Here is a 24,382-nt window from a genome sequence, read left to right on the forward strand (position 1 = left end):
ATACCGTGTAAACTGCCAGACGGTATTATCAGAAAGTGGGTGTAGGTCTGGCATCGCTAATCAGCATGTTGTGACATATTTCGCAGAGTGAAGCGGGAATCAGCCCAAACCTTTTTGGTAAATTTCATATGAATCTTTGTATGTGATCTTGCGTATGGGTCACCACTGCAAATAAGGATATAACATGCCTGTTATTACTCTTCCTGATGGCAGCCAACGCCATTACGACCACGCTGTCAGTCCCATGGATGTTGCGCTGGACATTGGTCCAGGTCTGGCGAAAGCCTGTATCGCAGGGCGCGTAAATGGTGAGCTGGTTGATGCTTGCGATCTGATTGAAAACGACGCACAACTGTCGATCATTACCGCAAAAGACGAAGAAGGTCTGGAGATCATTCGTCACTCCTGCGCGCACCTGTTAGGGCACGCGATTAAACAACTTTGGCCGCATACCAAAATGGCAATCGGCCCGGTTATTGACAACGGTTTCTATTACGACGTTGATCTTGACCGCACGTTAACCCAGGAAGATGTCGAAGCACTCGAGAAGCGGATGCATGAGCTTGCTGAGAAAAACTACGACGTCATTAAGAAGAAAGTCAGCTGGCACGAAGCGCGTGAAACGTTTGTTAAACGCGGCGAGAGCTATAAAGTCTCCATCCTGGACGAAAATATTGCCCATGATGACCAGCCAGGCCTCTATTTCCATGAAGAATATGTCGATATGTGCCGTGGTCCGCACGTACCGAATATGCGTTTCTGCCATCATTTCAAACTGATGAAAACGGCAGGCGCTTACTGGCGCGGCGACAGCAACAACAAAATGTTGCAGCGTATTTACGGTACTGCGTGGGCAGATAAAAAAGCCCTCAACGCTTACCTGCAGCGCCTGGAAGAAGCCGCTAAACGCGATCACCGTAAAATCGGTAAGCAGCTTGACCTGTATCATATGCAGGAAGAAGCACCGGGTATGGTATTCTGGCACAACGACGGCTGGACAATCTTCCGCGAACTGGAAGTGTTCGTTCGTTCTAAACTGAAAGAGTACCAGTATCAGGAAGTAAAAGGTCCGTTCATGATGGACCGCGTCCTGTGGGAAAAAACCGGTCACTGGGACAACTACAAAGATGCGATGTTCACCACGTCTTCAGAGAACCGTGAATACTGCATTAAGCCGATGAACTGCCCGGGTCACGTACAAATTTTCAACCAGGGGCTGAAATCGTATCGCGATCTGCCGCTGCGTATGGCCGAGTTCGGTAGCTGCCATCGTAACGAGCCGTCAGGTTCTCTGCATGGCCTGATGCGTGTACGTGGTTTTACCCAGGATGACGCGCATATCTTCTGTACTGAAGAACAAATACGCGATGAAGTTAACGGATGTATCCGTTTAGTCTATGATATGTACAGCACTTTTGGCTTCGAAAAAATCGTGGTCAAACTTTCCACTCGTCCTGAAAAACGTATTGGTAGCGACGAAATGTGGGATCGTGCTGAGGCGGATCTGGCGGTTGCGCTGGAAGAAAACAACATCCCGTTTGAATATCAACTGGGTGAAGGCGCTTTCTACGGTCCGAAAATTGAATTTACCCTGTATGACTGCCTCGATCGTGCATGGCAGTGCGGTACAGTACAGCTGGACTTCTCCTTGCCGTCTCGTCTGAGCGCCTCCTATGTAGGCGAAGACAACGAGCGTAAGGTTCCGGTAATGATTCACCGCGCAATTCTGGGGTCAATGGAACGTTTCATTGGTATCCTGACCGAAGAGTTCGCTGGTTTCTTCCCGACCTGGCTTGCGCCAGTGCAGGTTGTTATCATGAACATTACCGATTCTCAGTCTGAATACGTTAACGAATTGACGCAAAAACTATCAAATGCGGGCATTCGTGTTAAAGCAGACTTGAGAAATGAGAAGATTGGCTTTAAAATCCGCGAGCACACTTTGCGTCGCGTCCCATATATGCTGGTCTGTGGTGATAAAGAGGTGGAATCTGGCAAAGTTGCCGTTCGCACCCGCCGTGGTAAAGACCTGGGAAGCATGGACGTAAATGAAGTGATCGAGAAGCTGCAACAAGAGATTCGCAGCCGCAGTCTTAAACAATTGGAGGAATAAGGTATTAAAGGCGGAAAACGAGTTCAAACGGCGCGCCCTAACCGTATCAATGGCGAAATTCGCGCCCAGGAAGTTCGCTTAACAGGTCTGGAAGGCGAGCAGCTTGGTATTGTGAGTCTGAGAGAAGCTCTGGAGAAAGCAGAAGAAGCCGGAGTAGACTTAGTCGAGATCAGCCCTAACGCCGAGCCGCCGGTTTGTCGTATCATGGATTACGGCAAATTCCTCTATGAAAAGAGCAAGTCTTCTAAGGAACAGAAGAAAAAGCAAAAAGTTATCCAGGTTAAGGAAATCAAATTCCGTCCTGGTACAGATGAAGGCGACTATCAGGTAAAACTCCGCAGCCTGATTCGCTTTCTGGAAGAGGGTGACAAAGCCAAAATCACACTGCGTTTCCGTGGTCGTGAGATGGCGCACCAGCAAATCGGTATGGAAGTGCTTAATCGCGTGAAAGACGATTTGCAAGAACTGGCAGTGGTCGAATCCTTCCCAACGAAGATCGAAGGCCGCCAGATGATCATGGTGCTCGCTCCTAAGAAGAAACAGTAAGGCCATCAAGTAATCATTCCTGTGAGCTTCGGCTCACAGGGTGATTCGCCTTTGTTTCTGTTTATCAACAATGCGAAGTGGAAGTTATTAAAATGCCAAAAATTAAGACCGTACGCGGTGCTGCTAAGCGCTTCAAAAAAACCGGTAAAGGTGGTTTTAAGCACAAGCACGCTAACCTGCGTCACATTCTGACCAAAAAAGCGACCAAACGTAAACGTCACCTGCGTCCGAAAGCCATGGTTTCCAAAGGCGATCTGGGTCTGGTAATCGCGTGCCTGCCGTACGCATAAGCCGTTAACGTTTTTAACTTTTTAATTAGAATATAGATACAGGAGAGCACATATGGCTCGCGTAAAACGTGGTGTTATTGCACGCGCACGTCACAAGAAAATTTTGAAACAAGCTAAAGGTTACTACGGTGCGCGTTCTCGCGTATACCGCGTTGCCTTCCAGGCTGTTATCAAAGCTGGTCAGTATGCTTACCGTGACCGTCGTCAACGTAAGCGTCAGTTCCGTCAACTGTGGATTGCGCGTATCAACGCAGCAGCACGTCAGAACGGTATTTCTTACAGCAAATTCATCAATGGCCTGAAAAAAGCCTCTGTTGAAATCGACCGTAAGATCCTGGCTGATATCGCTGTATTCGACAAAGTAGCGTTCACCGCTCTGGTTGAAAAAGCGAAAGCAGCTCTGGCATAAGCCAGTTGGAAGAGGGAGCTAGTCTCCCTCTTTTCGTTTCAACACCATCAGAACATTGACTTTTATCGTCAATGCCTTTTCAATAAAGGTCTTTTGAAGAGTACCAAAAGGTAACGCAAGCAATGAATGCTGCTATTTTCCGCTTCTTTTTTTACTTTAGCACCTGACACCAGGAGGCTAGCGCGTGAGAAGAGAAACGGAAAACAGCGCCTGAAAGCCTCCCAGTGGAGGCTTTTTTTGTATGCGCGTTTTGAAGAATAAAAAGCTTGTCTCATCAGGCGTAATTATCGCCGCCATTCTGGACACGGACAGTGCGGAGAAACCGGAGCGTACTTTTCAGTACGTGAGGCTTTCGAGCACTGCCCAGGACAAAATGGCAAGTAAAATAGCCTGATGGGATAGGCTCTAAGTCCAACGAACCAGTGTCACCACTGACACAATGAGGAAAACCATGTCACATCTCGCAGAACTGGTTGCCAGTGCGAAGGCGGCCATTAGCCAGGCGTCAGATGTTGCCGCGTTAGACAATGTGCGCGTCGAATATTTGGGTAAAAAAGGGCACTTAACCCTTCAGATGACGACCCTGCGTGAACTGCCGCCAGAAGAACGCCCGGCAGCCGGTGCGGTTATCAACGAAGCGAAAGAGCAGGTGCAGCAGGCGTTGAATGCGCGTAAAGCCGAACTGGAAAGCGCGGCGCTGAATGCGCGCCTGGCAGCGGAAACTATTGATGTCTCCCTGCCTGGTCGCCGTATTGAAAACGGCGGTCTGCATCCGGTGACTCGGACCATCGACCGTATCGAAAGTTTCTTCGGTGAGCTTGGCTTTACCGTGGCGACCGGACCGGAAATCGAAGACGATTATCATAACTTCGATGCTCTGAATATTCCTGGTCACCACCCGGCGCGCGCTGACCACGACACTTTCTGGTTTGATGCGACCCGTCTGCTGCGTACCCAGACTTCTGGTGTACAGATCCGCACCATGAAAGCTCAGCAGCCGCCGATTCGTATCATCGCGCCTGGACGTGTTTATCGTAACGACTACGACCAGACCCACACGCCGATGTTCCATCAGATGGAAGGCCTGATTGTTGATACCAATATCAGCTTCACCAACCTGAAAGGCACGCTGCACGATTTCCTGCGTAACTTCTTTGAAGAAGATTTGCAGATTCGTTTCCGTCCTTCTTATTTCCCGTTCACCGAACCGTCTGCAGAAGTTGACGTCATGGGTAAAAACGGCAAATGGCTGGAAGTGCTGGGTTGTGGGATGGTGCATCCGAACGTGCTGCGTAACGTTGGTATCGACCCGGAAGTTTACTCTGGTTTCGCCTTCGGGATGGGGATGGAGCGTCTGACCATGTTGCGTTATGGCGTCACCGACCTGCGTTCATTCTTCGAAAACGATCTGCGTTTCCTCAAACAGTTTAAATAAGGCAGGAATAGATTATGAAATTCAGTGAACTGTGGTTACGCGAATGGGTGAACCCGGCGATTGATAGCGACGCGCTGGCGAATCAAATCACCATGGCGGGTCTGGAAGTTGACGGTGTAGAACCGGTTGCCGGTAGCTTCCACGGCGTGGTTGTTGGTGAAGTGGTTGAGTGTGCCCAGCATCCGAATGCGGACAAACTGCGTGTGACCAAAGTTAATGTCGGCGGCGATCGTCTGCTTGATATCGTCTGCGGTGCGCCAAACTGCCGCCAGGGCCTGCGTGTGGCGGTAGCGACCATTGGTGCTGTACTGCCGGGCGATTTCAAAATTAAAGCGGCGAAACTGCGTGGCGAACCGTCTGAAGGGATGCTGTGCTCCTTCTCTGAGCTGGGTATTTCTGACGATCACAACGGCATTATCGAACTGCCAGCGGATGCGCCAATTGGCACCGACATCCGCGAATACCTGAAACTTGATGATAACACCATCGAAATCAGCGTTACGCCAAACCGTGCCGACTGCTTAGGCATCATTGGTGTTGCGCGTGACGTAGCTGTGCTGAATCAACTACCGCTGATTGAACCGGAAATCGTTCCGGTTGGTGCGACCATCGACGACACGCTGCCGATTGCAGTAGAAGCGCCGGAAGCCTGCCCGCGTTATCTTGGCCGCGTTGTAAAAGGTATTAACGTTAAAGCGCCAACCCCGCTGTGGATGAAAGAAAAACTGCGTCGCTGCGGTATTCGTTCCATTGATGCGGTAGTTGACGTGACCAACTATGTGCTGCTCGAACTGGGTCAACCGATGCACGCTTTCGATAAAGATCGTATTGAAGGCGGCATTGTGGTGCGGATGGCGAAAGAGGGCGAAACGCTGGTGCTGCTTGATGGCACTGAAGCGAAGCTGAATGCTGACACCCTGGTCATTGCCGATCACAACAAGGCGCTGGCGATGGGCGGCATCTTCGGTGGCGAACACTCTGGCGTAAATGAAGAAACGCAAAACGTCCTGCTGGAATGTGCTTTCTTCAGCCCGCTGTCTATCACCGGTCGTGCTCGTCGTCATGGTCTGCATACCGATGCGTCTCATCGTTACGAGCGTGGTGTTGATCCGGCACTGCAGCACAAAGCGATGGAACGTGCGACCCGTCTGCTGATTGACATCTGTGGCGGTGAAGCTGGTCCGGTAATCGATATTACCAACGAAGCAACGCTGCCGAAGCGTGCGACCATCACTCTTCGTCGTAGCAAACTGGATCGCCTGATCGGCCATCATATTGCTGATGAACAGGTGACTGACATTCTGCGCCGTCTCGGCTGTGAAGTGACCGAAGGTAAGGACGAGTGGCAGGCTGTTGCGCCGAGCTGGCGTTTCGACATGGAGATTGAAGAAGATCTGGTCGAAGAAGTGGCGCGTGTTTACGGCTACAACAACATCCCGGATGAGCCGGTACAGGCGAGCCTGATTATGGGCACTCACCGTGAAGCTGACTTGTCACTCAAGCGCGTGAAAACGCTGCTCAACGACAAAGGCTATCAGGAAGTGATCACCTATAGCTTCGTTGATCCGAAAGTCCAGCAGCTGATCCATCCAGGCGTTGAAGCCTTGCTGCTGCCTAGCCCGATTTCCGTTGAAATGTCGGCAATGCGTCTTTCTCTGTGGACTGGCCTGCTGGCAACCGTGGTGTACAACCAGAACCGTCAGCAAAACCGCGTGCGCATTTTTGAAAGCGGTCTGCGTTTCGTACCAGATACTCAGGCACCGTTGGGCATTCGTCAGGATCTGATGTTAGCTGGTGTTATTTGCGGTAACCGTTACGAAGAGCACTGGAACCTGGCAAAAGAGACCGTTGATTTCTATGATTTGAAAGGCGATCTTGAGTCCGTACTCGACCTGACCGGTAAACTGGCTGACGTTGAGTTCCGTGCAGAAGCGAATCCGGCACTGCATCCGGGACAATCCGCAGCGATTTATCTGAAAGGTGAACGTATTGGTTTTGTTGGGGTTGTTCATCCTGAACTGGAACGTAAACTGGATCTTAACGGTCGCACTCTGGTGTTCGAACTGGAGTGGAACAAGCTCGCAGACCGCGTGGTGCCTCAGGCGCGCGAGATTTCTCGCTTCCCGGCGAACCGTCGTGACATCGCCGTTGTGGTCGCAGAAAACGTTCCTGCTGCGGATATTTTATCCGAATGTAAGAAAGTTGGCGTAAATCAGGTAGTTGGCGTAAACTTATTTGACGTGTACCGTGGTAAGGGTGTTGCGGAGGGGTATAAGAGCCTCGCCATTAGCCTGATCCTGCAAGATACCAGCCGTACACTTGAAGAAGAGGAGATTGCCGCTACCGTCGCCAAATGTGTAGAGGCATTAAAAGAGCGATTCCAGGCATCATTGAGGGATTGAACCTATGGCGCTTACAAAAGCTGAAATGTCAGAATATCTGTTTGATAAGCTTGGGCTTAGCAAGCGGGATGCCAAAGAACTGGTTGAACTGTTTTTCGAAGAGATCCGTCGCGCTCTGGAGAACGGCGAACAGGTGAAACTCTCTGGTTTTGGTAACTTCGATCTGCGTGATAAGAATCAACGCCCGGGACGTAACCCGAAAACGGGCGAAGATATTCCCATTACAGCACGGCGCGTGGTGACCTTCAGACCCGGACAGAAGTTAAAGAGCCGTGTCGAAAACGCTTCGCCCAAAGACGAGTAATCTGATCTAACTAAAAAGGCCGCTCTGCGGCCTTTTTTCTTTTCACTACTGGCGAGTCACCGTAAAATCAACGAAATGACTCTTCAGCAGAACGGATACCATGCTGACACTTGCCCGCCAACAACAGCGACAAAATGTACGCTGGTTATTTAGCCTGTCAATATTAATGCTGCTGGCGCTTCTTTTAAGCCTTTGTGCTGGTGAACAATGGATCTCGCCAACTGACTGGTTTACTCCACGAGGCGAGCTTTTTGTCTGGCAAATACGTCTTCCACGCACGCTGGCTGTATTGCTGGTTGGTGCTGCGCTGGCGTTATCCGGCGCAGTAATGCAGGCGCTATTTGAAAACCCGCTTGCAGAACCAGGGTTACTCGGCGTCTCTAATGGTGCAGGTGTAGGGCTTATCGCCGCTGTATTGCTGGGGCAAGGGCAATTACCTGAGTGGGCGCTGGGGCTTTGTGCCATTGCTGGTGCACTCATTATCACTTTAATTCTGTTGCGTTTTGCCCGCCGTCATCTTTCGACCAGCCGATTATTGCTGGCGGGAGTTGCATTAGGGATTATCTGTAGCGCATTAATGACGTGGGCCATTTACTTTTCCACATCGGTTGATTTACGTCAGTTAATGTACTGGATGATGGGCGGCTTTGGCGGCGTTGACTGGCGGCAAAGCTGGCTGATGGTGGCGTTGATCCCGGTGTTGTTGTGGATTTGCTGTCAGTCCAGACCGATGAATATGTTAGCTCTTGGCGAGGTCTCGGCGCGACAGCTGGGGTTGCCTCTTTGGTTCTGGCGCAATGTGCTGGTAGCAGCGACCGGCTGGATGGTCGGCGTCAGTGTGGCGCTTGCTGGTGCTATTGGATTTATTGGTCTGGTGATCCCGCATATTCTGCGACTGTGTGGGTTAACCGATCACCGTGTTTTACTTCCTGGCTGTGCTCTGGCAGGCGCTACGGCATTGCTACTCGCCGATATTGTCGCTCGTCTGGCACTGATTTCCGCCGAGCTGCCAATTGGTGTAGTCACCGCTACGTTGGGCGCACCGGTGTTTATCTGGCTATTGTTAAAAGCAGGACGTTAGCCGCAAAAAGACGGTCTATGATTAAAAGCTAAGATTTTTACTGACCACATCCAGGAGACACGATGCAAGATTCCATTCTGACCACTGTAGTGAAGGATATCGACGGTGAAGTGACCACGCTGGAGAAATATGCCGGTAATGTACTGTTGATTGTCAATGTCGCCTCAAAGTGTGGCTTAACGCCGCAATATGAGCAGCTGGAGAATATTCAGAAAGCCTGGGCCGATCGTGGTTTTGTCGTGCTGGGATTCCCGTGTAACCAGTTTCTGGAGCAAGAACCGGGCAGCGATGAAGAGATTAAAACTTACTGCACCACCACCTGGGGGGTGACGTTCCCGATGTTCAGTAAGATTGAGGTCAATGGCGAAGGTCGCCATCCGCTGTATCAAAAACTGATTGCCGCAGCGCCGACCGCAGTCGCGCCGGAAGAAAGCGGATTCTATGCGCGCATGGTCAGCAAAGGTCGTGCACCGCTGTACCCTGATGATATTTTGTGGAATTTTGAGAAATTCCTGGTAGGCAGAGATGGCAAAGTCATCCAGCGTTTTTCCCCGGATATGACGCCGGAAGATCCCATTGTGATGGAAAGTATTAAACTGGCGTTGGCAAAATAATGTCTATTGTGATGCAGTTGCAGGATGTAGCGGAATCAACCCGCCTGGGGCCGCTTTCGGGTGAGGTTCGGGCAGGGGAGATCCTGCATCTGGTGGGGCCGAACGGCGCGGGTAAGAGTACCTTGCTGGCGCGAATGGCCGGAATGACCGGCGGTAAGGGAAGCATTCAGTTCGCGGGGCAACCACTGGAAGTATGGTCCGCAACAAAACTCGCGCTGCATCGCGCCTATCTTTCACAGCAACAAACACCGCCATTTGCTATGCCGGTCTGGCATTACCTGACCCTGCATCAGCATGATAAAACGCGTAGCGACCTGTTAAACGATGTCGCCGGGGCGCTGGCTCTTGATGACAAACTCGGACGCAGCACTAATCAACTTTCCGGCGGTGAATGGCAACGTGTACGTCTTGCTGCGGTAGTGCTGCAAATCACACCACAAGCCAATCCCGCAGGCCAATTACTGCTTCTTGATGAGCCGATGAACAGCCTTGACGTTGCGCAACAAAGTGCGTTAGACAAAATTCTGAGCGCGCTGTGCCAGCAAGGGCTAGCGATTGTGATGAGCAGTCACGATCTCAATCACACATTGCGTCACGCGCATCGGGCATGGCTGCTAAAAGGTGGAAAATTATTGGCCAGTGGACGCAGGGAGGACGTTCTGACACCGCCGAACCTGGCGCAGGCCTATGGGATGAATTTCCGCCGTCTGGACATTGAAGGTCACAGAATGCTGATTTCGACAGCCTGATAACAATAGCATCTTGAAAATCGGGTAATTTCGACGCTAAATTAATGCAAGAATAAAAAACAGAGGATTCGTACGGAATGCGTTTCTGCCTTATTTTAATCACAGCACTGTTTCTGGTCGGGTGTAGCCACCATAAAGCGCCGCCACCAAACGCCAGACTTTCTGACTCTATTACCGTGATTGCTGGTTTGAACGATCAACTACAAAGCTGGCATGGTACACCTTATCGTTATGGTGGTATGAGTCGTCGCGGGGTTGACTGCTCAGGCTTTGTGGTCGTAACGATGCGCGATCGTTTCGATTTGCAGTTGCCGCGTGAAACAAAGCAACAGGCCTCTATCGGTACTCAAATTGATAAAGACGAGTTGCTGCCAGGCGATCTGGTTTTCTTCAAAACCGGCTCTGGGCAAAATGGTTTACATGTGGGTATTTATGATACCAACAACCAATTTATTCACGCCTCTACCAGTAAAGGGGTGATGCGCTCTTCCCTTGATAATGTCTACTGGCAGAAAAATTTCTGGCAAGCGAGACGAATCTAGTATGTCGAAAAGGACGGTGATGATACATCACCGTCCTTTTACTTCTGAATACCGTAGTATTTTTCAGACAAAAATTCCGTAAATGGAATATTCGTTTATAATTAGAATAATCTAAAAAAGGACCCATGAAAAAGTGGTTAACAAGGAACAAATGAAAGTTATCCCTTCTGTTTTTTTTATACTTTATGGCCTCATCCTTTTTAGCCGGATTTGTAAAAATATTTCTGGAGAAGGGCGATTACCATGAAGATTTTACTAGATAATGTTTATCATTCTGATTGCTATTTCCTGCCGATAAGAGATAGCCGGCAAAATCTTGTTGGGGTTGAAATAATAACCCATTTCTCCAGTGAAGACGGTATGGTTCGCATCCCGACGACGCGGGTTATGGCGCAGCTTTCTGAGGAACAGCATTGGCAGCTATTTGCCGAGCAGTTAGAATTACTTAAATCATGCCAACATTTTTTTATTCAACACAAAATTTTTGCATGGATTAATTTAACGCCACAAGTAGCAAAATTATTATTAGGTGCTAATAATTACGCAGACCAACTATTAAAATTTCCTTTTATTGAATTGCGGATTAATGAAAATTATCCACAACTTAATGAGGGGAAAGATAATTGTAATCTCTTGCGCTTATCTCAAATTTGTCCATTGGTGTTGGGGGATTTAGGTGCGGGTAACAGCACCATGAAAGCAATATTTGATGGTCTTTTCACTCGAGTTATGTTGGATAAAGGCTTTGTTCAGCAACAAATAGCTAATACATCCTTCGCACCATTTATTCGTGCTATTCATACGCAAATTTCGCCTTGTTGCAGCTATATCATTGCGGCAGGTATCGATACCCCAGGAATGTTGGCGCGAATCACACCGTATGGTTTTCATGCCCTACAAGGATGCTTATGGCCTGCAGTTCCCGTAAGTCAGGTAACAACGCTGGTTCAGCGATAACCCTTTTGTTTGCTGGTGTTTAAGATGAGGGTAACCGTCTACACTATCAGACAGGAGGATCTATGACCCTGTCTTTTATTACCCGCTGGCGCGATGAATTGCCAGCAACCTATACAGCACTTTCCCCCACGCCTTTAAATAACGCCCGGCTGATCTGGCATAATGCAGAACTGGCTAACACGCTGGGTATTCCCTCGTCGCTGTTTGAAAGTGGCGCCGGCGTGTGGGGGGGAGAAACATTACTACCTGGCATGTCGCCACTGGCGCAGGTCTACAGCGGTCATCAGTTTGGCGTCTGGGCGGGCCAGTTGGGTGACGGGCGTGGCATTCTTCTCGGTGAGCAACAACTCGCCGATGGCACAACAATGGACTGGCATCTGAAAGGAGCGGGGCTGACGCCTTATTCGCGAATGGGCGATGGACGGGCGGTATTGCGCTCTACGATTCGTGAAAGTCTCGCCAGTGAGGCGATGCATTATCTGGGCATTCCTACGACGCGCGCTTTAAGCATTGTTACCAGCGATACGCCAGTTTATCGGGAAACGGTAGAATCAGGCGCGATGTTAATGCGCGTGGCACAAAGCCATCTGCGATTTGGTCACTTCGAACACTTTTACTATCGCCGCGAGCCGGAAAAGGTTCGCCAGTTGGCTGACTTTGCCATCCGACATTACTGGTCACATCTTCAGGATGATGAGGATAAATACCGTCTCTGGTTTACCGATGTTGTCGCACGTACCGCGTCGTTAATGGCTCACTGGCAGACAGTCGGTTTTGCTCATGGTGTTATGAACACTGACAACATGTCGATTCTTGGCCTGACCCTCGATTACGGGCCGTTCGGCTTCCTCGATGATTACGAGCCTGGCTTTATCTGTAACCACTCGGATCATCAGGGGCGTTATAGTTTTGATAATCAGCCTGCCGTCGCGTTGTGGAATTTACAGCGTCTGGCACAGACATTGTCGCCATTTATTTCTGTGGATGCGCTCAATACGGCGCTGGACAGCTATCAACAGGTTTTGTTGACGCATTACGGACAACGTATGCGGCAGAAGCTGGGCTTTATGACGGAGCAGAAAGAGGATAACGCGCTGCTGAATGAATTATTCAGTCTTATGGCGCGTGAGCGCAGCGACTATACCCGTACATTCCGCATCCTTAGCCTGGTTGAACAGCGCAGTCCGGCATCGCCACTGCGTGATGAGTTTATTGATCGTGCGGCATTTGATGACTGGTTTGCCCGTTATCGGGCGCGTTTGCAGCAAGATAACGTCACCGACAGCGAACGTCAGCAACTGATGCAAAGCGTCAATCCGGCGCTGGTGTTGCGCAACTGGCTGGCACAACGAGCCATTGAGGCGGCGGAACAGGGCGATATGACGGAATTACACCGCCTGCATGAGGCGTTGCGAAATCCTTTCAGCGACAGAGATGATGATTATGTCAGCCGCCCACCGGACTGGGGCAAACGACTGGAAGTCAGCTGTTCGAGTTAAACGCTACTTTGTCAGCAGCAGCTTGCCAGCCTGTGTTTTACGGAGCAGATATTCTTGTCCGTCATGATCAATGATCAGTTTGCCATCCGGACCTAACAGTGTCTGGCTGGCAATCCGTCGAACAGGCTGTGGGGAAGAGATCTTCTGATTTGCATCCGTTTTAGGCGTGAGTCTGCTGCTGTCCGTATAGCTCATAAAAACTAATAATAATTGATATAACAATGATTCTTATTATCAATACAATCTTGCGCCAGGGCAAGTAATAATTCATTGATAAGACAAGATATTGAGTAGAAATGCCCATTCCCGACGGAATGGGCACGCATTCAGAAGCGGGTATCTACCGCAGAGGCGAGTTTTTCGACCAGGTGTTCAGTATCTTCCCAGCCTAAACATGGATCGGTAATTGACTGACCGTAGGTGAGTGGCTGACTGCTAACAATTTTTTGTGTACCTTCACGCAGGAAACTTTCCGCCATAATTCCGGCAATCGCCGTAGAGCCATTGCGGATTTGCTGGCAAATATCCTCACAAACTTCTAACTGACGGCGGTGCTGCTTCTGACAGTTGCCGTGGCTGAAATCCACCACCAGATGTTCTGGCAAATCAAACTCGTGCAATGTATCGCAGGCGGCGGCGATATCATCGGCATGATAATTTGGTTTTTTGCCACCACGCATAATAATGTGCCCATACGGGTTGCCACTGGTCTGGTAGATGGTCATCTGGCCGTTCTTGTCTGGCGAGAGGAACATATGGCTGGCGCGCGCCGCGCGAATCGCGTCCACGGCAATACGCGTGTTGCCATCAGTACCATTTTTAAAGCCTACAGGGCATGAGAGCGCGGACGCCATTTCGCGGTGGATCTGGCTTTCTGTAGTGCGTGCGCCAATCGCGCCCCAGCTAATTAAGTCGGCAATAAACTGACCGGTCACCATATCGAGAAATTCGGTCGCGGTGGGGACGCCCAGCTCATTTACCTGTAACAGTAACTTACGCGCCAGTTCGAGGCCGTGATTTACGCGATAGCTGCCGTTTAAATCCGGGTCGGAAATTAATCCTTTCCAGCCGACAACGGTTCGTGGTTTTTCAAAATAGGTGCGCATTACGATTTCCAGCCGTGACTGGTACTGGTTGCGCAGTGCCTGCAGACGGGTGGCGTACTCCATTGCAGCGGTAAGATCGTGGATCGAGCAGGGGCCAATAATGACCAACAGTCGCTTGTCTTCACCATTCAGTATTTTTTCAATTCTACGGCGGGAATCGGTGACATGGCTGGCGACGCCAGGCGTTACGGGATACCGTAGCGCGAGTTCGGCGGGCGTTACCAGACTCTCGATACGCGCAGTACGGAGTTCGTCAGTTCTGTTCATTACAAGTCTCAGAAATTTGTTGCTTCAACGGCAGGGATGCCAAGAAGTGATGCGCATCACGATAAACCAATCCCTGCTGATTTCAAGTGCGAGGCAGGCAACACTTCGCTCAATTGACGGCATAATAACAAAAAAACGAACTCTTATACTAGTTCTCTAGTACATTCGGCGGCTAAGACCCATGATATCGAGGATCTTGGTGGCAATCTCTTCTACCGAATAATTGGTACTGTTGATCCACGGGATCTGATTTTTACGGTACAACGCTTCTACTTCCGCGACTTCCATCCGGCACTGACGAAGCGAGGCATAGCGGCTGTTTTCCCGACGCTCTTCACGAATAGCCGCCAGACGCTCTGGGTCGATGGTCAGCCCGAACAGTTTATGCTGTAGCGGTTTAAGTGACGTGGGCAGCACCAGATTATCCATGTCATCAGCAATGAAGGGGTAGTTTGCCGCGCGGATACCAAACTGCATCGCCAGATACAGACTGGTGGGAGTTTTACCGCAGCGAGAAACGCCGAGCAGGATCACCTGTGCCTGATCCAGATTGCGCAACGAAATACCGTCATCGTGGGCGAGGGTGTAATCAATCGCCGCAATACGTGCATCATATTTATTCAGATTATTGGGATTCAGGCCGTGAGTACGGTGAGCAATCGGCGTTGGGTCCAGTTTCATCTCTTGTTGTAGCGGGGCAACCAGCGCCTGAACGATATCCTGGCAAAAGCCTTCACTTTGCAAAATGATGGCGCGAATTTCCGGCAACACGATGGAGTAGAAGACCAGCGGGCGCACACCTGTCTGCTGATAAATCGCGTCTATTTGGTCTTTCACCGCCCGTGCACGGCTCTCATTTTCGACAAACGGCAGCGTAATGCTGCTGATAGTAACAGGAAATTGCGACATCACTGCGTGTCCTAATACCTCCGCAGTTATTGCCGTACCATCAGAAATATAAAAAACGTGGCGATCAACAGCATTATCCATTTTGTTCTTCCTGTGATGCAGACATAATTCTATGAAAGCATAAATTAAAAATGCACAGAAGCGTAGAACGTTATGCCGGGTTTATAAAATGAACCTTCAATTTTATTTTTTATGAAAACAGCATTTCATTTTTCGGTTTCGTTTATACCGATGGTTTATGTGGGAATTATCGAAGATAACAGATTTGCGCAACGCTGGGATCAGTCTTAAAAAGTAAAAAAATATATTTGCTTGAACGATTCACCGTTTTTTTCATCCGGTTAAATATGCAAAGATAAATGCGCAGAAATGTGTTTCTCAAACCGTTCATTTATCACAAAAGGATTGTTCGATGTCCAACAATGGCTCGTCACCGCTGGTGCTTTGGTATAACCAACTCGGCATGAATGATGTAGACAGGGTTGGGGGCAAAAATGCCTCCCTGGGTGAAATGATTACTAACCTTTCCGGAATGGGCGTTTCCGTTCCGAATGGTTTCGCCACAACCGCCGATGCGTTTAACCAGTTTCTGGATCAAAGCGGCGTAAACCAGCGCATTTATGAACTGCTGGATAAAACGGATATTGACGATGTTACCCAGCTTGCGAAAGCAGGTGCGCAAATCCGCCAGTGGATTATCGACACTCCCTTCCAGCCTGAGCTGGAAAACGCCATCCGCGAAGCCTATGCACAGCTTTCCGCCGATGACGAAAACGCCTCTTTTGCGGTGCGCTCCTCCGCCACCGCAGAAGACATGCCGGACGCCTCCTTCGCCGGTCAGCAGGAAACCTTCCTCAACGTTCAGGGTTTTGACGCCGTACTGGTGGCAGTGAAGCATGTCTTTGCTTCCCTGTTTAACGATCGCGCCATCTCTTATCGCGTTCACCAGGGGTACGATCACCGTGGCGTCGCGCTCTCCGCCGGTGTTCAGCGGATGGTGCGTTCCGACCTCGCGTCCTCTGGCGTGATGTTCTCCATTGATACCGAATCCGGTTTCGACCAGGTGGTGTTTATCACTTCCGCATGGGGGCTCGGTGAGATGGTTGTGCAGGGCGCGGTTAACCCGGATGAATTTTACGTGCATAAACCGACGCTGGCGGCGAATCGCCCGGCTATCGTGCGCCGTACCATGGGGTCGAAAAAAATCCGCATGGTCTACGCGCCGACCCAGGAACACGGCAAACAAGTTAAAATTGAAGACGTACCGCAGGAACAACGTGACATCTTCTCGCTGACCAATGAAGAAGTGCAGGAGCTGGCAAAACAGGCCGTACAAATTGAGAAACACTACGGTCGCCCGATGGATATTGAGTGGGCGAAAGACGGCCACACCGGCAAACTGTTTATTGTGCAGGCGCGTCCGGAAACCGTGCGTTCACGCGGCCAGGTCATGGAACGTTATACGCTGCATTCACAGGGCAAGATTATCGCCGAAGGCCGTGCTATCGGTCATCGCATTGGCGCGGGGCCGGTGAAAGTCATTCATGACATCAGCGAAATGAACCGCATCGAACCAGGTGACGTGCTGGTCACTGACATGACCGACCCGGACTGGGAACCGATCATGAAGAAAGCATCAGCCATCGTCACCAACCGTGGCGGTCGTACCTGTCACGCGGCGATCATCGCACGCGAACTGGGTATTCCGGCGGTGGTTGGCTGCGGCGATGCGACCGAACGGATGAAAGACGGTGAGAATGTCACTGTTTCTTGTGCTGAAGGCGATACCGGTTACGTTTATGCCGAGTTGCTGGAATTTAGCGTGAAAAGCTCCAGCGTGGAAACCATGCCGGATCTGCCGCTGAAAGTGATGATGAACGTCGGTAACCCGGATCGTGCGTTTGACTTCGCCTGCTTGCCAAATGAAGGCGTAGGTCTGGCGCGCCTGGAATTTATCATCAACCGCATGATTGGCGTTCACCCGCGTGCACTGCTTGAGTTTGACGACCAGGAACCGCAGCTGCAAAACGAAATCCGCGAGATGATGAAAGGCTTTGATTCTCCGCGTGAATTTTACGTTGGTCGTCTGACTGAAGGGATCGCGACGCTGGGCGCAGCGTTTTATCCGAAGCGCGTCATTGTCCGTCTCTCTGATTTTAAATCCAACGAATATGCTAACCTGGTCGGTGGCGAACGTTACGAGCCGCATGAAGAGAACCCGATGCTGGGCTTCCGTGGCGCCGGTCGCTACGTTTCTGATAGCTTCCGCGACTGCTTCGCGCTGGAGTGTGAAGCGGTGAAACGTGTGCGCAACGACATGGGGTTAACCAACGTTGAGATCATGATCCCGTTCGTGCGTACCGTTGACCAGGCGAAAGCGGTGGTTGAAGAACTGGCGCGTCAGGGACTGAAACGTGGTGAGAACGGTCTGAAGATCATCATGATGTGTGAAATTCCGTCCAACGCCTTGCTGGCAGAACAGTTCCTCGAATATTTCGACGGCTTCTCTATCGGCTCAAACGACATGACGCAGCTGACGCTTGGCCTGGATCGTGACTCCGGCGTGGTGTCTGAACTGTTCGATGAGCGCAACGATGCCGTGAAAGCACTGTTGTCGATGGCAATCCGTGCCGCGAAGAAACAGGGCAAATACGTCGGGATTTGCGGTCAGGGGCCATCTGACCACGAAGACTTTGCAGCATGGTTGATGGAAGAGGGAATCGACAGCCTGTCTCTGAACCCAGACACTGTAGTGCAAACCTGGTTAAGTCTGGCTGAACTGAAGAAATAAAATATAGCCCCGGCGGCATATTGTCGCCGGGGCTAGCTATTCGCGGATACGAATCTTATTCAGTAATTCCGCAATGACCCTCGGTTAATCGCTGAATAATATCTTTCCTGAGTAAAAATTTTTGTATTTTACCGGATGCAGTGCGGGGTAACTTTTCAGTTATCACGATATGTTCAGGGTATTTATATTTCGCGACCCGTTTACGGCTAAAAAATGCTACCACATCTTCCAGAGATAATGAATGATGTGGCGATTTTAATACAATATAAGCACACGAGCGTTCGCCTAAGCGTTCATCGGGCATCGCAACCACGCAGGCATCATGAATTTTGGGATGCTGCAACAATATATCTTCCACTTCACGGCTGCTAATATTCTCGCCGCCACGGACAATAATATCTTTCTTACGTCCGGTTATTTTTATATAGCCAGCCTCATCCATGCGGCAGAGATCACCGCTGTAATACCAGCCTTCTTCATCCAGCGCGCGGGCGGTTAATTCAGGTTCATCAAAATAACCCATAAACACATTGGGGCCACGCGAGGCCTCTTCACCTTCACAACCGGCCGGTAAGGTCTTGCGTGCGTCATCGACGACTTTGATTTCCACGCCAGCGGCAGCGTAACCATCGGTATGCATAAAGCGTGACAACGGATCGTCGAGATTCACCACCGCGTGCGGCGAGCTTTCTGTGGAGCCATAAACACTTAACAATTTAATGCCGCGCTGTTGGCATTCACGCGCCACTTTTTTTGGGATCGTGGTGCCACCGCAAAGGAAGAAACGCAGCGCAGAAAGATCTGCGGGCTGTTTCTCCAGTAAATTCAAAAGGTCATAGACAAACGGCGTTGCGCCGAGCATACAGGTGCAACGTTGTTGCTCAAGTAGCGAGAGACAGGCTTCAGGGGTGAAAATATCTAACAATACGCTCCGTGCGCCTACCAAAAACGGCGCCGTTACGCCATGCAGAAAACCTGTCGCATGACCCAGCGGCGCAGGCATCATAAAAACATCCTGCCATGTCAGATTCAGCCGCGCACAATATGCCCGCTCGCTGGCGAGAATATTATTATGTGTCAGCATCACGCCCTTTGGCATACCTTCAGTTCCGGAGGTAAACAGCACTGCCGCTAATTCATCGCCGTGAACCGATATCGACGTCGTCAGCGGGGTATTATCGGTAATAATCTGGCGTAACGAGAGAGACGATGTGGCGGGAGCCAGTTTGTCCACGCCGACAATTTGTTGCAGATGTGGAAGCTGATTTTGCAGCGGCAGGATTAACTCTACCGGACGCGTTTGTTTAAACAACGTCGGGGCAAAAAACATTTTGACCTGGCACTTATTGAGCACCCACACCAGTTCCGCTTCTCGCCAGGAAGGTAACAGCGGCACGGATACCGCACCGGTTTTCAGGCAGGCAAGATAGATAACGGTAAATTCACACCAGCCCGGCAGTTGAAATGCGACGCGATCGCCGGCTTCAATACCGTTCGCCAGCATCCAGCTTGCCAGACAGCTCGCGGCCTGATCGAGCACGCTATAGGTGTACGATGCACCATGATTATCGACCACAGCTATTTTGTCAGGCATCGCTCGCACAGTTTGCTGCCAGTAGTCAGCCAGCGAAGCATCACCCCATAACCCTTGCTGCCGATAGGCTGCACGACGCTGCGCGTTAAACGTTAATGTTACTTTCATTTTGGACTCTCGAAACAAAACGTCAGGCCCGACGTACAGGCCTGTGGGATGCGTGATTAACCGTAGCGGAAATCAATACCGAAAGTGCCAGCAGGGTATTGCCATTGTTCGAGGATAGTGTTGCCGCAAAGCACCCGACAGGTTCCGCATTCGAGACAACCGGCAGAATCAAAATGAATATTTCCAGCGTCATCCTGCTTATAAAGTCCGGCCGGGCAGGCTTTCATTAATTTACGAAATTCATTGATATCGGGATTTGCCGCCAGAATGATGTGCGGATGTCCCTCATCAACATGGAATTTATTGACGCCTAATTTGACGTCAACATTAACCGTAGAATTCTGGCTCATAGTGCGGTTGCTCCCTTAATGCCATCTTTAAGCAAGTTGACCAGCCCAATTTTCTTCGCGTGTCCCATGATCATTTTGCGTACCGGCTGGTTAGGTTTACCGTCGATGGTGAACATATCGTTCATGATGTCAGCGACCATTCGTGGGTATTGGCTAAACAGGCGCGGGTTTTCCATCAGCGCCGGGATTTTACGAAAATGCTGCATATCGCGCATGACGCAACTCTGTTCCAGCTCACGTTTGTATTGCGCCAGGCTGCTGGTGGAGAAATCCGCGCGTTCTTTGGCGGCAATCACCGTTGTGGCAGCCGCCTGTGCCGACGCGATGGCTAAATCCATTCCGCGAACCGTAAAGCCAAGATTGAGGCAGAAACCGGCGGCGTCACCGACGATCATCACACCATCGTTAACCAGTTGCGGCACCATCGCCAGGCCACCTTCCGGCACCATATGTGCGGAATATTCAAGCAGTTTGCCACCGCTAATCAGCGGACGTATGGCGGGGTGCTGTTTAAAATCTTCCAGCATTTGCGGCACGCTTTTTTGTGCATGGGCGATATCACCCAATCCGCAGACCAGACCCAACGATACGGAATCGTTGTTGGTATAGAGGAATCCACCGCCCATAAGGCCGTCAGAAGGGGAACCGGCAAACAGCCAGGCGGCACCTTCATCGCCGGTGACGTTAAAGCGATCGTTGATTTGTTCTGGCGTGAGGCCAATGACCTCTTTAACACCAACAGCGTAATGATGCGGATCGGAGGCGGGAACCATGCCCAGCGAACGACCAAGTATTGAGTTAACGCCATCGGCCAATATGACCACATTCGCTTCGAGAATATCATCCCCGGCCTGAACGCCAGTGACCTTGTTTCCCTCACGAACCAGGGCATCGACGCGAACGCCCGGGATAAACTGCGCACCCGCCTGTTCTGCTTGTTCCATCAGCCACGGATCGAGGCGGTTGCGCAATACGGTATAAGACGCTTGCTGCGGGGCATCCGGTTGCTCACGGTGAAAATCGAGGGTAACGGCGCTTTCTTCGGTTAAGAAAGAGATTTTCTCGCGTGTGACCTTGCGTTCAACCGGTGCAGATGCAGCAAAGCCGGGAATAATAGCCTCAAGCGTGTGGGCATAAAGACGCCCGCCAGTCATATTTTTGCATCCGGCGCTATCGCCACGTTCTATTACCAGGACATCCAGCCCGGCTCGCGCCATCACCAGTGCGGCGACGCTACCGGCAACGCCCGCACCGACCACAATGGCATCAAATTTGTCATCCGACATGCGTTATGCTCCCTTCCCGCTGCGTTTACAGCGGGAGATGTGGTTGAAAGGGGAATTAGCGGCTCAACTGGCTAATCAGGGCGGGGACGACTTTGTAGATATCGCCCACCAGACCGTAGTCGGCATAGTTGAAGATTGGCGCGTTTTTATCTTTATTGATGGCGACAATCACTTTTGCGCCGTTGCCGCCGACCATATGCTGGATCTGCCCGGAGATCCCCAGCGTCAGGTAGAGTTCGGATTTCAGCAACACCCCGGAGACACCGATATAACGTTCACGTTCCATCCAGTTCTCGCCTTCGGCAATCGGGCGTGAGCAGCCGACTTCAGCATTCAGTGCCGCCGCCAGTTCGTGAACCATTTTCAGGTCATCCTGCGCTGCCAGACCGCGACCGACGCCGACCACGCGTTTTGCTTTACTCAGATCCACACTGCTTGCCGCTTTCGCACGGCGTTCGCGACAGAGAATTTCATGACGCGGGGCAACGTAAGGCACCGTTTCAATCGGGCATTGATGAGAAGCATTGCTCGTGCACGGTTCCTGAACACCGGGCGCAAGGGTAATTATCGCCAGCGGGCTGGTGATCTTTTCCTGAGCGAACGCTAGCCCGCCATACATACGGTGTTCGGCGCAAATGTGACCATCGACAATATCCACCGCCGTAGCATCGTTCACCAGCGCCGCATTCAGTTGCACACTTAACCGTGCTGCCAGAGCTTTACCGCGTTTCGTCGCGGCCATCAGCAACATAGCGGGGTGATTATCTTTAAGCAGGGCAGCAATGCTTTCAGCGTAATTTTCAGTGCGTTGCAGCGCATCGTTTTGCTCAAGAACATAAATACATTTTGGGCCATAAGGCATAACCGCCTGCGCCTGGTCGGCATTTTGCACAATGGTATACACCTGTTGCCCCCATTGCTGCGCACCGCCAAACAGTTCAGCATAACGATCAGGGTTATCGCTAAAGACCCAGACGCTGTTTAATTGACTCATCGTTTCTTCTCCGTTGGCTTTAGTTCAGGGCTTTCTTCAGGTGTTCCGCCAGCTCGGCAATCGCTTCCGGCGAATCGTTATCGAGAATGATGTGTTTACGTTCTGTTTGCGGCGGTACGCGAATGCCGGTCAGTTCAGCAAGTGGCGTGGTCTGGCTCCAGCCGATGTCACTCGCCTGCCACTGGTTCACCGGTTTTTTGCCTGCACCGAGAATGGCTTTCATGGAGGGGATACGTGGAACGTTGATATCAGACGTGACGCAAAGTACGGCGGGAAGCGAGAGTTCAATAACTTCAACTTCCTCTTCGAGTGTGCGTTCAACCACCAATGTATCGCCCTGACGCGCAATGGCACTCACTGCATTAATCACCGGAAGTTGCAAGATTTCCCCTACCAGCAGACCAACCTGCTGGGCATAGAGATCGCCGGAACCTTCGCCAAAGATCAGTAAATCAAAGCCGATTTTTTCTGCTGCGGTTGCCAGCGCCTTTGCGGTATCGACGGGCAGCGCGTGTTCAAGTTGGGCATCCTGCACTATATACAGGCTGTGTGGCCCGCGTGATAACACGTCTTTGCGCACCTTCGAGTTCTGCAATAACGAACCGCCAACGGTCAGCGCGGCTATCTCATCGTCATCTGTTGCAAGCTGGCTTGCAGCTTCAATGGCATTGAGATCGAACTGGCTGATTTTGGCGTCGGCATTGTCGAAATTAAGGGTGTATTCGGGAGTGACAACAATGTCCTGTTCTTCAGGCACCAGCTTAAAGCAGGTTATTATTTTCATGATTTCTCCTGTGGGTCGCATACGGAACCATCTCCGATGGAAGGTAAAAATGGCCTGAAAATAGTGTGCGATAGCAGGAAGGCGTTTTCGACGGAGCAAGCTGTTTTCCTTGCCAACAATCTTGCAAAAAAAATGCGATCGCTAAAACAAAAGTGCAGTGAGCGGCAATATTGTTATGCCGTGACCGTACAATCTTGCATTCGGTGTAAATAATCTTGTTTAGCTCTCGCTAAACGCGGTTGTATAACCGTAATACACGCCGTATTTTATCCAGCATATATTGCTTTTGCTTGCTCATGGAATAGGGAGGTTGTCATGTATCAACGCTGTTTTGATAATGTCAGCGAAACGCTGTTTGTCGCTGGAAAAACGCCACGGCTTTCACGTTTTGCATTTAGCGATGATCCAAAATGGGAGTCTGGACATCACGTTCATGACAATGAAACTGAGCTGATTTATGTCAAGAAAGGCGTGGCAAGGTTTACCATTGACTCCTCGTTGTATGTAGCCCATGCCGATGACATTGTGGTGATAGAACGCGGCAGACTTCATGCGGTAGCTTCTGATGTCAACGATCCTGCTACGACCTGTACCTGTGCACTGTATGGCTTTCAGTTTCAGGGGGCAGAGGAAAACCAGCTTCTGCAACCGCATTCTTGCCCGGTAATTGCCGCAGGGCAGGGAAAAGAGGTCATTAAAACCTTATTTAATGAGCTAAGCGTTATTTTGCCGCAAAGTAAAAATAATCAGACATCTTCATTATGGGACGCTTTTGCCTATACATTAGCAATTCTCTACTACGAAAATTTTAAAAATGCGTATCGTTCGGAGCAAGGGTATATTAAAAAAGATGTGCTGATTAAAGATATTCTTTTCTATCTGAATAATAATTATCGCGAAAAAATCACTTTGGAACAGTTATCGAAAAAATTTCGTGCCAGCGTCAGTTATATTTGCCATGAATTTACCAAAGAGTATCGCATTTCCCCTATTAACTATGTTATTCAACGGCGTATGACGGAAGCGAAATGGTCACTCACCAATACTGAATTATCACAGGCAGAGATCTCCTGGCGTGTGGGTTATGAAAATGTCGATCACTTTGCCAAACTGTTTTTGCGCCATGTCGGCTGTTCACCCAGCGATTACCGCAGGCAATTTAAAAACTGTTTTGCGGAACAAGAAATCTTATCTGAATTTCCTCAACCCGTAAGTCTTGCCGGATAAATCAGGCGGCGCAGTTTTGTAAGAA

At 50.4% G+C, this 24,382-nt stretch carries 24 protein-coding genes and 1 other annotated feature; of the genes, 16 read left to right on the forward strand and 8 right to left on the reverse strand.

Going from position 1 to position 24,382, the window contains the following annotated elements:
- Positions 1 to 184: 184 nt before the first annotated feature.
- The 14 genes from thrS to selO all read left to right on the forward strand — a co-directional run bounded on the left by thrS (position 185) and on the right by selO (position 12,941).
- On the forward strand, positions 185 to 2,113 hold the full coding sequence (thrS, locus tag A7Z06_RS08715) for a threonine--tRNA ligase (RefSeq protein WP_001144207.1): 1,929 nt from the start codon (positions 185 to 187) through the stop codon (positions 2,111 to 2,113).
- A gap of 3 nt (positions 2,114 to 2,116) precedes the next feature.
- Positions 2,117 to 2,659, forward strand: a complete 543-nt coding sequence (infC, locus tag A7Z06_RS08720; RefSeq protein ID WP_001700733.1) for a translation initiation factor IF-3 — start codon at positions 2,117 to 2,119, stop codon at positions 2,657 to 2,659.
- 92 nt (positions 2,660 to 2,751) lie between these two features.
- On the forward strand, positions 2,752 to 2,949 hold the full coding sequence (gene rpmI / locus A7Z06_RS08725) for a 50S ribosomal protein L35 (RefSeq protein ID WP_001124225.1): 198 nt from the start codon (positions 2,752 to 2,754) through the stop codon (positions 2,947 to 2,949).
- 52 nt (positions 2,950 to 3,001) lie between these two features.
- The gene (gene rplT / locus A7Z06_RS08730; RefSeq protein ID WP_000124850.1) at positions 3,002 to 3,358 is read left to right on the forward strand and encodes a 50S ribosomal protein L20; all 357 of its coding nucleotides are present in this window, start codon (positions 3,002 to 3,004) and stop codon (positions 3,356 to 3,358) included.
- 116 nt (positions 3,359 to 3,474) lie between these two features.
- Positions 3,475 to 3,599: a sequence feature (Phe leader region), on the forward strand.
- Positions 3,481 to 3,525 carry a pheST operon leader peptide PheM gene (gene pheM / locus A7Z06_RS21800; protein ID WP_001386830.1) on the forward strand — a complete coding sequence of 15 codons (45 nt, stop codon included), beginning with the start codon at positions 3,481 to 3,483 and terminating at the stop codon, positions 3,523 to 3,525. It overlaps the preceding feature by 45 nt.
- 210 nt (positions 3,600 to 3,809) lie before the next feature.
- The gene (gene pheS, locus A7Z06_RS08740) at positions 3,810 to 4,793 is read left to right on the forward strand and encodes a phenylalanine--tRNA ligase subunit alpha (RefSeq protein ID WP_000018588.1); all 984 of its coding nucleotides are present in this window, start codon (positions 3,810 to 3,812) and stop codon (positions 4,791 to 4,793) included.
- Between the two features lie 14 nt (positions 4,794 to 4,807).
- Positions 4,808 to 7,195, forward strand: a complete 2,388-nt coding sequence (gene pheT / locus A7Z06_RS08745) for a phenylalanine--tRNA ligase subunit beta (RefSeq protein WP_000672315.1) — start codon at positions 4,808 to 4,810, stop codon at positions 7,193 to 7,195.
- Between the two features lie 4 nt (positions 7,196 to 7,199).
- Positions 7,200 to 7,499 carry an integration host factor subunit alpha gene (ihfA, locus tag A7Z06_RS08750; RefSeq protein ID WP_001229265.1) on the forward strand — a complete coding sequence of 100 codons (300 nt, stop codon included), beginning with the start codon at positions 7,200 to 7,202 and terminating at the stop codon, positions 7,497 to 7,499.
- A gap of 100 nt (positions 7,500 to 7,599) precedes the next feature.
- Positions 7,600 to 8,580 (forward strand): vitamin B12 ABC transporter permease BtuC, encoded by a 981-nt coding sequence (btuC, locus tag A7Z06_RS08755; protein ID WP_000956541.1) that lies wholly within the window; start codon positions 7,600 to 7,602, stop codon positions 8,578 to 8,580.
- A 62-nt stretch (positions 8,581 to 8,642) separates the two neighbouring features.
- Positions 8,643 to 9,194 carry a bifunctional thioredoxin/glutathione peroxidase gene (btuE, locus tag A7Z06_RS08760; protein ID WP_001154183.1) on the forward strand — a complete coding sequence of 184 codons (552 nt, stop codon included), beginning with the start codon at positions 8,643 to 8,645 and terminating at the stop codon, positions 9,192 to 9,194.
- Complete coding sequence (gene btuD / locus A7Z06_RS08765; protein WP_000029447.1) at positions 9,194 to 9,943, forward strand: vitamin B12 ABC transporter ATP-binding protein BtuD; 750 nt, start codon at positions 9,194 to 9,196, stop codon at positions 9,941 to 9,943. The genes btuE and btuD overlap by 1 nt, the downstream gene beginning before the upstream one ends.
- Before the next feature lie 77 nt (positions 9,944 to 10,020).
- Positions 10,021 to 10,485, forward strand: a complete 465-nt coding sequence (locus A7Z06_RS08770; protein ID WP_001209788.1) for a C40 family peptidase — start codon at positions 10,021 to 10,023, stop codon at positions 10,483 to 10,485.
- A 243-nt stretch (positions 10,486 to 10,728) separates the two neighbouring features.
- On the forward strand, positions 10,729 to 11,442 hold the full coding sequence (locus tag A7Z06_RS08775) for an EAL domain-containing protein (RefSeq protein ID WP_024165138.1): 714 nt from the start codon (positions 10,729 to 10,731) through the stop codon (positions 11,440 to 11,442).
- 62 nt (positions 11,443 to 11,504) lie between these two features.
- Positions 11,505 to 12,941, forward strand: coding sequence for a protein adenylyltransferase SelO (gene selO, locus A7Z06_RS08780; protein ID WP_000175586.1), 1,437 nt, complete (start codon positions 11,505 to 11,507; stop codon positions 12,939 to 12,941).
- Between the two features lie 3 nt (positions 12,942 to 12,944).
- On the opposite strand, the gene hemP is transcribed toward selO, so the two are convergent.
- The 3 genes from hemP to ppsR all read right to left on the reverse strand — a co-directional run bounded on the left by hemP (position 12,945) and on the right by ppsR (position 15,304).
- Positions 12,945 to 13,136 carry a hemin uptake protein HemP gene (gene hemP, locus A7Z06_RS08785; protein ID WP_010345977.1) on the reverse strand — a complete coding sequence of 64 codons (192 nt, stop codon included), beginning with the start codon at positions 13,134 to 13,136 and terminating at the stop codon, positions 12,945 to 12,947.
- A gap of 131 nt (positions 13,137 to 13,267) precedes the next feature.
- The gene (aroH, locus tag A7Z06_RS08790) at positions 13,268 to 14,314 is read right to left on the reverse strand and encodes a 3-deoxy-7-phosphoheptulonate synthase AroH (RefSeq protein ID WP_001082212.1); all 1,047 of its coding nucleotides are present in this window, start codon (positions 14,312 to 14,314) and stop codon (positions 13,268 to 13,270) included.
- Between the two features lie 156 nt (positions 14,315 to 14,470).
- The gene (gene ppsR, locus A7Z06_RS08795; protein ID WP_000368057.1) at positions 14,471 to 15,304 is read right to left on the reverse strand and encodes a posphoenolpyruvate synthetase regulatory kinase/phosphorylase PpsR; all 834 of its coding nucleotides are present in this window, start codon (positions 15,302 to 15,304) and stop codon (positions 14,471 to 14,473) included.
- Positions 15,305 to 15,635: 331 nt separating this feature from the next.
- Here ppsR and ppsA point away from each other — a divergent pair, with 331 nt between their 5' ends.
- The gene (ppsA, locus tag A7Z06_RS08805) at positions 15,636 to 18,014 is read left to right on the forward strand and encodes a phosphoenolpyruvate synthase (protein ID WP_000069382.1); all 2,379 of its coding nucleotides are present in this window, start codon (positions 15,636 to 15,638) and stop codon (positions 18,012 to 18,014) included.
- A gap of 55 nt (positions 18,015 to 18,069) precedes the next feature.
- On the opposite strand, the gene fadK is transcribed toward ppsA, so the two are convergent.
- From fadK to A7Z06_RS08830, 5 genes are read right to left on the reverse strand one after another with little or no spacing between them, the layout of a single operon-like run.
- Positions 18,070 to 19,716 carry a medium-chain fatty-acid--CoA ligase gene (gene fadK, locus A7Z06_RS08810; RefSeq protein ID WP_000869241.1) on the reverse strand — a complete coding sequence of 549 codons (1,647 nt, stop codon included), beginning with the start codon at positions 19,714 to 19,716 and terminating at the stop codon, positions 18,070 to 18,072.
- Positions 19,717 to 19,772: 56 nt separating this feature from the next.
- Complete coding sequence (locus tag A7Z06_RS08815; protein WP_000081469.1) at positions 19,773 to 20,066, reverse strand: ferredoxin family protein; 294 nt, start codon at positions 20,064 to 20,066, stop codon at positions 19,773 to 19,775.
- Complete coding sequence (locus tag A7Z06_RS08820) at positions 20,063 to 21,352, reverse strand: FAD-dependent oxidoreductase (RefSeq protein WP_001278489.1); 1,290 nt, start codon at positions 21,350 to 21,352, stop codon at positions 20,063 to 20,065. The genes A7Z06_RS08815 and A7Z06_RS08820 overlap by 4 nt, the downstream gene beginning before the upstream one ends.
- Positions 21,353 to 21,407: 55 nt before the next feature.
- On the reverse strand, positions 21,408 to 22,346 hold the full coding sequence (locus tag A7Z06_RS08825; RefSeq protein WP_000080675.1) for an electron transfer flavoprotein subunit alpha: 939 nt from the start codon (positions 22,344 to 22,346) through the stop codon (positions 21,408 to 21,410).
- Between the two features lie 19 nt (positions 22,347 to 22,365).
- A complete protein-coding gene (locus A7Z06_RS08830) occupies positions 22,366 to 23,130 on the reverse strand; it encodes an electron transfer flavoprotein (protein ID WP_000692131.1) in 765 nt (254 codons plus the stop codon).
- 315 nt (positions 23,131 to 23,445) lie between these two features.
- Between A7Z06_RS08830 and A7Z06_RS08840 the strand changes: the two genes are divergently transcribed.
- A complete protein-coding gene (locus A7Z06_RS08840; RefSeq protein ID WP_000284824.1) occupies positions 23,446 to 24,357 on the forward strand; it encodes an AraC family transcriptional regulator in 912 nt (303 codons plus the stop codon).
- The last annotated feature ends 25 nt before the right edge of the window (positions 24,358 to 24,382 follow it).

The sequence above is a fragment of the Escherichia sp. MOD1-EC6819 genome, assembly GCF_002965765.1.
GTDB lineage: Bacteria > Pseudomonadota > Gammaproteobacteria > Enterobacterales > Enterobacteriaceae > Escherichia > Escherichia ruysiae.